Annotated in this window: 11 protein-coding genes; 6 read left to right on the plus strand and 5 right to left on the minus strand. The window is 60.2% G+C overall.

The genetic code is table 11. The annotated features are described in order from the left end of the window. Nucleotides 1-91: 91 nt before the first annotated feature. Both trpA and trpB read right to left on the minus strand, forming a co-directional pair. On the minus strand, nucleotides 92-901 hold the full coding sequence (trpA, locus tag GIW48_RS03065) for a tryptophan synthase subunit alpha (RefSeq protein WP_236461767.1): 810 nt from the start codon (nucleotides 899-901) through the stop codon (nucleotides 92-94). Continuing rightward, on the minus strand, nucleotides 901-2,142 hold the full coding sequence (gene trpB, locus GIW48_RS03070) for a tryptophan synthase subunit beta (RefSeq protein WP_058420548.1): 1,242 nt from the start codon (nucleotides 2,140-2,142) through the stop codon (nucleotides 901-903). The genes trpA and trpB overlap by 1 nt, the downstream gene beginning before the upstream one ends. Before the next feature lie 109 nt (nucleotides 2,143-2,251). Here trpB and GIW48_RS03075 point away from each other — a divergent pair, with 109 nt between their 5' ends. Further along, complete coding sequence (locus GIW48_RS03075; protein ID WP_138452952.1) at nucleotides 2,252-3,148, plus strand: LysR family transcriptional regulator; 897 nt, start codon at nucleotides 2,252-2,254, stop codon at nucleotides 3,146-3,148. Here the strand turns inward: GIW48_RS03075 and GIW48_RS03080 are convergent. Then, nucleotides 3,145-3,471 carry a DUF883 family protein gene (locus GIW48_RS03080; RefSeq protein ID WP_003187304.1) on the minus strand — a complete coding sequence of 109 codons (327 nt, stop codon included), beginning with the start codon at nucleotides 3,469-3,471 and terminating at the stop codon, nucleotides 3,145-3,147. The two genes, GIW48_RS03075 and GIW48_RS03080, sit on opposite strands and share 4 nt — an antisense overlap. A 155-nt stretch (nucleotides 3,472-3,626) precedes the next feature. Here GIW48_RS03080 and GIW48_RS03085 point away from each other — a divergent pair, with 155 nt between their 5' ends. Continuing rightward, nucleotides 3,627-3,842 (plus strand): dodecin, encoded by a 216-nt coding sequence (locus tag GIW48_RS03085; protein ID WP_016969657.1) that lies wholly within the window; start codon nucleotides 3,627-3,629, stop codon nucleotides 3,840-3,842. A 115-nt stretch (nucleotides 3,843-3,957) separates the two neighbouring features. Then, complete coding sequence (locus GIW48_RS03090; RefSeq protein WP_017137921.1) at nucleotides 3,958-4,182, plus strand: DUF1161 domain-containing protein; 225 nt, start codon at nucleotides 3,958-3,960, stop codon at nucleotides 4,180-4,182. Between the two features lie 149 nt (nucleotides 4,183-4,331). On the opposite strand, the gene GIW48_RS03095 is transcribed toward GIW48_RS03090, so the two are convergent. Continuing rightward, nucleotides 4,332-5,333: an LLM class flavin-dependent oxidoreductase gene (locus tag GIW48_RS03095; RefSeq protein WP_236461770.1), complete on the minus strand. Its 1,002-nt coding sequence runs from the start codon at nucleotides 5,331-5,333 to the stop codon at nucleotides 4,332-4,334. 216 nt (nucleotides 5,334-5,549) lie between these two features. Between GIW48_RS03095 and GIW48_RS03100 the strand changes: the two genes are divergently transcribed. Beyond that, a complete protein-coding gene (locus tag GIW48_RS03100; protein ID WP_017137919.1) occupies nucleotides 5,550-5,978 on the plus strand; it encodes an OsmC family protein in 429 nt (142 codons plus the stop codon). Between the two features lie 234 nt (nucleotides 5,979-6,212). Next, on the plus strand, nucleotides 6,213-6,452 hold the full coding sequence (locus tag GIW48_RS03105) for a DUF1161 domain-containing protein (RefSeq protein ID WP_017137918.1): 240 nt from the start codon (nucleotides 6,213-6,215) through the stop codon (nucleotides 6,450-6,452). Here the strand turns inward: GIW48_RS03105 and GIW48_RS03110 are convergent, their stop codons facing one another. Next, nucleotides 6,453-6,875: a PA0061/PA0062 family lipoprotein gene (locus GIW48_RS03110; RefSeq protein ID WP_236461772.1), complete on the minus strand. Its 423-nt coding sequence runs from the start codon at nucleotides 6,873-6,875 to the stop codon at nucleotides 6,453-6,455. 143 nt (nucleotides 6,876-7,018) lie between these two features. Here GIW48_RS03110 and GIW48_RS03115 point away from each other — a divergent pair, with 143 nt between their 5' ends. Then, nucleotides 7,019-8,062: an aminopeptidase gene (locus GIW48_RS03115; RefSeq protein WP_169987946.1), complete on the plus strand. Its 1,044-nt coding sequence runs from the start codon at nucleotides 7,019-7,021 to the stop codon at nucleotides 8,060-8,062. Nucleotides 8,063-8,294 lie beyond the last annotated feature (232 nt).

An 8,294-nucleotide genomic window follows, 5' to 3' on the forward strand; every position in this document is an offset into this window, starting at 1 on the left:
GGCTCGAAATCCCTTGGTCTTGTCAGTTTAGGTACTGGATTGCCCGGATGATTCCTCTGTATCAGGAACTTTACCCATTGCTACACGCCGCTTACGTACGGGCGTTACGGACACCTTCGGACAGCGCCGCGCAGAGGCCCAATACGCCATCAATTGCTTGCTGATCATTTTTCGCAGTGGCGATGTGATCGATCAGCGCCGAACCGACCACCACACCGTCTGCCAGACGGGCGATAGCGGCGGCTTGTTCCGGTGTGCGAATACCAAAGCCGATGCTGATCGGCAGGTCGGTATGCCGACGCAGGCGCGTTACCGCTTCCTCGACGTGTTCCAGGGTGGCGGCGCCGGCACCGGTCACACCGGCCACCGACACGTAATACACAAAGCCTGAGCTGCCGTTAAGCACGGTTGGCAGGCGCACGTCATCGGTGGTCGGCGTGGTCAGGCGGATAAAATCGATGCCTGCCGCCTGGGCCGGGTCGCACAGCTCGCCGTTATGCTCAGGTGGCATGTCGACCACGATCAGGCCGTCGACACCGGCTTCTTTGGCGTCAGCGATAAACGTGGGCACGCCGTATTTGTGGATCGGGTTGAAGTAACCCATCAGCACCAGTGGCGTGTCCTGGTTGTCTTTGCGGAACTCGCGAACCATCTGCAGGGTTTTCAGCAGGTTCTGTTTGGCTTCCAGCGCACGGATGTTGGCCAGTTGAATCGCCGGGCCGTCGGCCATCGGGTCGGTGAAGGGCATGCCCAGCTCGATCACGTCGGCACCGGCGGCGGGCAAGCCCTTGAGGATCGCCAGCGAGGTGTCATAACCCGGGTCGCCGGCGGTGACGAAAGTCACCAGGGCGGCGCGGTTTTGTTCTTTCAGTTGCGCAAAACGGGTTTGCAGGCGGCTCATCAGTGTTTCTCCTGCTTTGACTGCTCTTGTTGAGAGTGTTCCATATGGTGCATTACGGTCTGCATGTCTTTGTCGCCACGGCCGGACAGGTTGACCACCATCAGGTGATCTTTCGGCAAGGTCGGTGCGCGCTTGAACACTTCAGCCAGGGCATGGGCGCTTTCCAGTGCAGGAATAATCCCTTCCAGGCGGCAGCATTTGTGGAAGGCTTCGAGGGCTTCGTCGTCGGTCACCGAGGTGTACTGAACACGGCCGATATCATGCAACCAGGCGTGTTCAGGGCCGATACCTGGGTAGTCGAGGCCGGCGGAAATCGAGTGGGCGTCGATGATCTGGCCGTCGTCGTCCTGCAACAGGAAGGTGCGGTTGCCGTGCAGCACGCCCGGTACACCACCGTTGAGGCTGGCGGCGTGCTTGCCGGTTTCGATGCCGTGGCCGGCGGCTTCAACGCCGATGATTTCGACGCTGGTGTCATCCAGGAACGGGTGGAACAGGCCCATGGCGTTGGAACCACCGCCGATGCATGCCACCAGGCTGTCCGGCAGGCGGCCTTCCTGGGCTTGCAGCTGGTCGCGGGTTTCCTTGCCGATCACGGCCTGGAAATCGCGCACCATCGCCGGGTACGGGTGGGGGCCGGCCACGGTGCCGATCAGGTAGAAGGTGCTGTCGACGTTGGTCACCCAGTCACGCAGGGCTTCGTTCATCGCGTCTTTAAGGGTGCCGGTGCCGGCGACCACCGGGATCACTTCTGCGCCCAGCAGCTTCATACGGAACACGTTGGCCTGCTGGCGCTCGATGTCGGTGGTGCCCATATAGATCACGCAATCGAGGCCAAAGCGCGCCGCCACGGTGGCGGTGGCCACGCCGTGCATGCCCGCGCCGGTCTCGGCGATGATGCGTTTTTTGCCCATGCGCCGCGCCAGCAGGATCTGGCCGATGCAGTTGTTGATCTTGTGCGCGCCGGTGTGGTTGAGCTCTTCGCGCTTGAGGTAGATCTTGGCGCCGCCACAGAACTCGGTCAGGCGCTCGGCGAAGTACAGCGGGCTTGGGCGCCCGACGTAGTCGCGTTGGAAGTAGGCCAATTCTTCGTTAAAGGCCGGATCGATCTTGGCCGCTTCGTATTCGCGGGCCAGGTCGAGGATCAACGGCATCAGGGTTTCAGCGACGTAGCGGCCGCCGAACGCGCCAAACAGGCCGTTGGCGTCGGGGCCGTTGCGAAGGTCGGTCTGGGACTGAGTCATGGGGCGCTCCAGGAAAGAAGGTGAGGAGAGGCAATGACGGCCACTCTACCCCTGACGTGCCACGCTGAAAACCGATAAGATCGCCATAACCTGTCAGGAAAACTCACAGATGAGCCGAGACCTACCGCCCCTCAATGCCTTGCGTGCATTTGAGGCCACCGCCCGCTTGAACAGCGTCAGTCAGGCAGCCGAGCAACTGCATGTGACCCATGGCGCGGTCAGCCGCCAGTTGAAGGTGTTGGAAGAGCACTTGGGTGTCAGCCTGTTCGCCAAAGACGGGCGCGGCCTTAAACTCACAGATGCAGGCGTTCGGCTCAGGGATGCCAGTGCCGAAGCGTTCGAGCGTTTAAGGGATGTTTGCGCCGAACTGACCCGGGCCAGCGCCGATGCGCCTTTTGTGCTCGGCTGCTCGGGCAGCTTGCTGGCGCGCTGGCTGATTCCGCGCCTGGGCCGCTTGAACGCAGACTTGCCCGACTTGCGTCTGCACCTGTCGGCGGGTGACGGCGACCTCGACCCACGGCGCCCCGGCCTGGATGCCCTGCTGGTTTTTGCTGAGCCGCCATGGCCAGCGGACATGCAGGTGTATGAGTTGGCCAGCGAGCGCATTGGCCCGGTAATGAGCCCGCGCTTCGCCGGTTACGAACGCCTGCGCCAGGCGCCGCCCCACGCCCTGTGCGGTGAAGCCTTGTTACACACCACCTCGCGCCCGCAGGCCTGGCCCATCTGGGCGCAGCAACATGACATCGAGCCCGGCGCGTTGAAGCACGGCCAGGGTTTTGAGCATTTGTATTATTTGCTGGAGGCGGCGGTGGCGGGTTTGGGTGTGGCAATTGCGCCCGAACCGCTGGTGGCAGAGGACCTGCGAGCGGGTCGCCTGGTGGCGCCGTGGGGTTTCAGTGAAACCCCGGCGCACCTGGCGTTGTGGCTACCCAAGCGCGCCGCAGACGGGCGCGCGGGTCAGTTGGCGCAGTGGCTCAAGGCTGAGCTGTTGCGCCAGCCAGTTTAGTCACCGCGTTTGCACAGCAGGTAAGCCGCCAGCAGGCCCAGCGCGCCAACGGCAACGCCGGCGGTAGTCCATGGGTGCTCTTGTGCGTAGTCACGGGTTGCCGCGCTGGTTTCGCGGATTTTGACTTTGCTTTCTTCGTAGGCATCGCTGATCAAGTGGCGGGAGTGCTTGAGGGCATTCTCGGCATTGCTTTTCAGGGCCTTCAGCGTTTTGCGCGACTCATCGGACGCATCGTCCTTGAGGCTCTCAAGGGACTTGAGCAGGCTCGAAATCTCGGCTTCCATGCTTTCCAGCGACGCTTTGCGTAAAGAAGTGTTGGCCATGTGGAACTCTCCTGAAGTGATTGAGTGGCATGTGTAGATACCGACTCCACGGTTTTCAGAAAGTGCAGTAAATCTGAACTTTCGAGTGGCATTGGTCGCCAGAAGCAGTACGAAGATTCACTGCTACGCTCACTAGAGACCTCAGGAGAAACGTTATGTCTGATCATCACACCTACAAGAAAGTCGAACTGGTCGGCTCCTCGACCACCAGCATCGAAGACGCCATCAACAACGCCATCGCTGAGGCGCACAAGAGCATCAAGCACCTGGAGTGGTTCGAAGTGACCGAAACACGCGGCCATATCAAGGACGGCAAGGCCGCGCACTTCCAGGTCACGCTCAAGGTGGGATTCCGAATTGCCAGTAGTTGATCCCGTGAGTTGAACTTGCTGACTGGCCGATTGCCATAACCTGCGCTACAACCATTGGGTGCCGACGCCATAAGCGTCGGCACGCACTTTTCGATCAGCGCAAGGAAAGTAACGGATGAAGAAGTTCCTGTTAGCGGTAGGTTTGTTGAGCATTGCGGGCACTGCCCTGGCGGCGGGCAAGCCTTGTGAAGAGCTGAAAGGTGAACTCGCGGCGAAGCTCGACGCTAAAGGTGTTCAGCATTATTCGCTGGATGTTGTCGACAAAGGCGCGGCGGCCGATGGCAAAGTGATTGGCAGTTGCGAAGGCGGCACCAAGGAAATCGTCTACAAGCGCGGTTAATCCCGTGCAGACATGAAACGACGCACTTGTGGCGAGGGAGCTTGCTCCCGCTGAGTGCGCAGCGCTCCCTTTCTTTTGGGGCCGCTACGCAGCCCAGCGGGAGCAAGCTCCCTAGCCACAGGTGTGTCGTTTTTTTCGCCTGCGGGTAATCAGCCCTTCATCACCTGCGCCAGCAGCTCGTAGGAATGAATCCGGTCGGCATGCTCATACAGGTCGCTGGTAAAGATCAGCTCATCGGCGCCGGTTTGCTCGATCAACACTTCCAACTTCGCACGGATCTTCGCCGGGCTACCGACCATGGCCATGCCAAGGAAGCTGCCCACCGCGTCTTTTTCATGGGGCAGCCACAGGCCGTCCATGGTTTTCACCGGCGGACGTTGCACCAGGCTTTGCCCGCGCATCAGCGCCAGGATGCGTTGGTACACGGAAGTGGCCAGGTAGTCGGCCTGCTCGTCGGTATCGGCGGCCACCAGGGGAATGCCAAGCATCACGTAGGGCTTGTCCAGCACGGCTGAAGGCTTGAAGTGATTGCGGTACACGCGAATCGCCTCGTGCATCAAGCGGGGTGCGAAATGGGAGGCGAAGGCGTAGGGCAAACCACGCTCACCGGCCAGTTGTGCGCTGAACAGGCTGGAACCGAGCAGCCACACCGGCACGTTGGTGCCGGTACCGGGTACGGCGATGATCCGTTGGTCGGGCGTGCGTGGCCCCAGGTAGGCCATCAGTTCGGCCACATCTTCCGGAAACTCGTCAGCGCTGCCGGAGCGTTCACGGCGCAGGGCGCGGGCGGTCATCTGGTCGGAACCGGGGGCGCGGCCCAGGCCCAGGTCGATACGGCCGGGGTACAGGCTTTCCAGGGTGCCGAACTGCTCGGCAATCACCAACGGCGCGTGGTTGGGCAGCATCACACCGCCGGAGCCGACGCGAATCGTTGAGGTGCCACCGGCCAAATAACCCAGCAGCACCGAAGTGGCCGAGCTGGCGATGCCGTCCATATTATGGTGTTCAGCTACCCAGAAACGGTTGTAGCCGAACTTTTCCACGTGCTGGGCCAGGTCCAGCGAGTTGCGCAATGACTGCGCGATGCTGCCGTTGGCGCGCACGGGCACGAGGTCGAGGGTCGAGAACTTCACGTCGGACAGCGATTTCATAAGCCTGCTTCTCCATTAGGTGCGCAGGCTTATAGACGAACCAAAACCTGCCGCTTCATGTGCATGCTCTATGCAATGAGGGCATATACCCGAGATTCAATAGCAACTGCGAAATTTCCTACTAAATCGCTAGGTTTCTCCGACAAGATGAACTTTGCCGGGCCGTCTATCCTCAGAACCCTTACTGACGCAAAACCACCGTTCGAGGAGAGAGCTATGAGTATTGTTAAAAAAGCATCCGCGCATTGGGAAGGTGATCTGAAGACGGGCCTGGGTTCCATCTCCACGGAAACTGGCGTGCTGCGCGAAGCACCCTATGGCTTCAAGGCCCGTTTCGAAGGCGGCAAGGGCACCAACCCTGAAGAGTTGATCGGCGCGGCCCACGCTGGCTGTTTCTCCATGGCATTTTCCATGATTCTGGGCGATGCCGGCCTTAAGGCTGACAGCATCGACACTCAGGCTGAAGTGACCCTGGACCAGGTGGATGGCGGTTTTGCGATTACCGCCGTGCATTTGGTCTTGAAAGCCAAGATCCCCGGCGCAAGCCAGGCGCAGTTCGAGGAACTGAGCAAAAAGGCGAAGGAAGGCTGCCCAGTGTCGAAAGTGCTGAACGCAAAAATCAGCCTGGATGCCACGCTGGTCTAACTGACACAGCTAGATCCCCTGTGGGAGCGGGCTTGTGTGGGAGCCGGGCTTGCCCGCGATAGGTTCACCTCGGTTATCCAGTTGTATCGAGGCGTTGCCATCGCAGGCAAGCCAGCTCCCACAAAGGCCCGTTCCCATAGTTTGTTGTGCGTTAAATCAGAACTCGCGTTTCCAAAATGTGGTCGAATAGCCTAGGCGCACACCCGTGCGCAGTGCATTCAGGGAGCTTCACACATGAAACGTTTTGCCTTGGCGATCATTTGCGGTGTATTGGCCACTTCGGCCGTGGCCGCGCCAAAAGATTGTGAAGAGCTCAAGCAAGAGATCGAGGTAAAGATCCAGGCCAAGGCGATTCCGTCTTACACCCTGGAAATCATCACCGCCGAAGAAGCCAAGAATCATGACAGCGCCATGATCGTCGGCTCCTGCGAAAACGGCACCAAGCGGATCATCTATCAGAAGAATAGCGACTGATCAGATGCAATTAACGCTGCGCTCCTCCGCCAACAGCTGACGCGCCGCGTTGTACAGCCGGATGTTGGGCGTAAAGGCCAGCGAGCGCCCTTCCAGCACATAGCGTTGGCCTGCCTGGAAGTTGTCGTATTGCAGGGTCATGAAGCAGGTTCGGTCATGGGTCTGGTCCAGGCCGCCAAAGCCCGTCCCGGTGTTCACCTCGAAATCAAAGCGCACCATCAGCTCATGGCTGCCGGGTGGCACCTGGAAGAAACGCCCGTCGTTGAGGTTCTTGCCGTCCAGGCGCTGGGCCATCACCAGTTTGGCGCCGGGTGTCGGCGTGGCGAAATCGATCCAGGCCTGGTGCGGGTCCACCGGCGGGATTGGGGTCGAAGCGCAGGCGCCGAGAAACAAGGCGGTGACGGGGAGCAAGAGCTGGCGCATGGCGGGCACTCAACGGTGGGTAAGAATTCAACCTGGCAGCCTGTGGCAACAGACGCTGTATCAGTATAAACACGCCACGGCATGGAAAAATTCCGTGCAGGCAGGATAGTCTGGCGGGCCAATAACCCAGGAGCGGTCGGTGCATGGTCAGGCGTTTTCTTCCAGGGTTGATGGTGCTGCTGCTCAGCGGCTGTTCCAGCGTGAGTTATTACAGCCAGTTGGCCAGCGGCCAATGGCAGTTGCTGCGGGCTCGGGAGCCGGTTGCCGAGGTCATCGCCGACCCTGCTCGCCCACAGGCGTTGCGCGACCACCTGATGCAATCGCAGCAGGCCCGCACCTTTGCCAGTGAGCACCTGCACCTGCCTGACAACCAGAGTTACCGCCTGTACGCCGACATTGGCCGGCCTTATGTGGTCTGGAATGTGTTCGCCACGCAGGAGTTTTCCCTGTCACCTGAAACCCACTGCTTCCCTATCGCTGGGTGCGTGGCCTATCGCGGCTATTACAGCCAGGGCGCAGCACGCGGCGAAGCGGCGCTATTGCAGCAACAAGGCATGGATGTGTCGATGGGCGGCGTCGAAGCCTATTCCACCCTGGGCTGGTTCAACGACCCGATCATGAGTTCGATGATGCATTGGGGGGATGAGCGCCTGGCCACGCTGATCTTCCACGAGCTGGCGCACCAACGCTTTTATGTGAAGGACGACACCGAGTTCAACGAGTCCTATGCCAACTTCGTCGAGCAGGAAGGCACCCGTCAATGGCGTGCGGCGCGGGGCTTGGCGCCGCTGAGCAATGCGGCGTTGCAGCAGCGCGACCAATTTATCCGACTGGTGCTCGATACCCGCAAACGCCTGGAGGCGTTGTACGCACAGCCCTTGGCGGCGGATGTGATGCGCCAGGCCAAAGCGGCAGAGTTCGAGCGCCTGCGCAGTGAGTACCGGCACATGCGCGACAGCCAATGGGGCGGTGACAAGCGTTATGACGCGTGGATCAACCAGCCGATGAACAATGCGCGGTTATTGCCGTTCGGGCTGTATGACCAGTGGGTGCCGGCGTTTGCGGCGTTGTTTGCGCAGCAAGGCGGGGATTGGGTGAAGTTCTTTGCGGCGGTGGAGAAGCTGGGTGGGTTGCCGGTGGAGCAGCGTAAGGCGGCGTTGCGGCAGTTGGAAGGTGGTGGCCGGTAGGGCCTTATCGCAGCATAACTATCTACCCTACCTGTTAACACAAAGTCTGTGGCAGGTGGGCTGTTGTGGCGAGCAGGCTTGCCCTGCGTTGGGCTGCGTAGCAGTCCCAAAACCAGACGCTTATGTGTTTTTGGGAAATTTTAGAGGCTTTTTCTTGGGCACCTCTCCGACCCAACCAGAGCAAGGACTCCCTCCCGCAGGCAAAATTGGTGTCTTTCAAAAATTGTAGAAA

The sequence above is a fragment of the Pseudomonas sp. PA-6-3C genome, from assembly GCF_021605825.1.
Lineage (GTDB): Bacteria > Pseudomonadota > Gammaproteobacteria > Pseudomonadales > Pseudomonadaceae > Aquipseudomonas > Aquipseudomonas edaphica.

Coding starts and splice junctions, on each gene's coding strand:
- trpA (WP_236461767.1), bottom strand. CDS start 901: ATGAGCCGCCTGCAAACCCGTTTTGCGCAACTGAAAGAACAAAACCGC.
- trpB (WP_058420548.1), bottom strand. CDS start 2,142: ATGACTCAGTCCCAGACCGACCTTCGCAACGGCCCCGACGCCAACGGC.
- GIW48_RS03075 (WP_138452952.1), top strand. CDS start 2,252: ATGAGCCGAGACCTACCGCCCCTCAATGCCTTGCGTGCATTTGAGGCC.
- GIW48_RS03080 (WP_003187304.1), bottom strand. CDS start 3,471: ATGGCCAACACTTCTTTACGCAAAGCGTCGCTGGAAAGCATGGAAGCC.
- GIW48_RS03085 (WP_016969657.1), top strand. CDS start 3,627: ATGTCTGATCATCACACCTACAAGAAAGTCGAACTGGTCGGCTCCTCG.
- GIW48_RS03090 (WP_017137921.1), top strand. CDS start 3,958: ATGAAGAAGTTCCTGTTAGCGGTAGGTTTGTTGAGCATTGCGGGCACT.
- GIW48_RS03095 (WP_236461770.1), bottom strand. CDS start 5,333: ATGAAATCGCTGTCCGACGTGAAGTTCTCGACCCTCGACCTCGTGCCC.
- GIW48_RS03100 (WP_017137919.1), top strand. CDS start 5,550: ATGAGTATTGTTAAAAAAGCATCCGCGCATTGGGAAGGTGATCTGAAG.
- GIW48_RS03105 (WP_017137918.1), top strand. CDS start 6,213: ATGAAACGTTTTGCCTTGGCGATCATTTGCGGTGTATTGGCCACTTCG.
- GIW48_RS03110 (WP_236461772.1), bottom strand. CDS start 6,875: ATGCGCCAGCTCTTGCTCCCCGTCACCGCCTTGTTTCTCGGCGCCTGC.
- GIW48_RS03115 (WP_169987946.1), top strand. CDS start 7,019: ATGGTCAGGCGTTTTCTTCCAGGGTTGATGGTGCTGCTGCTCAGCGGC.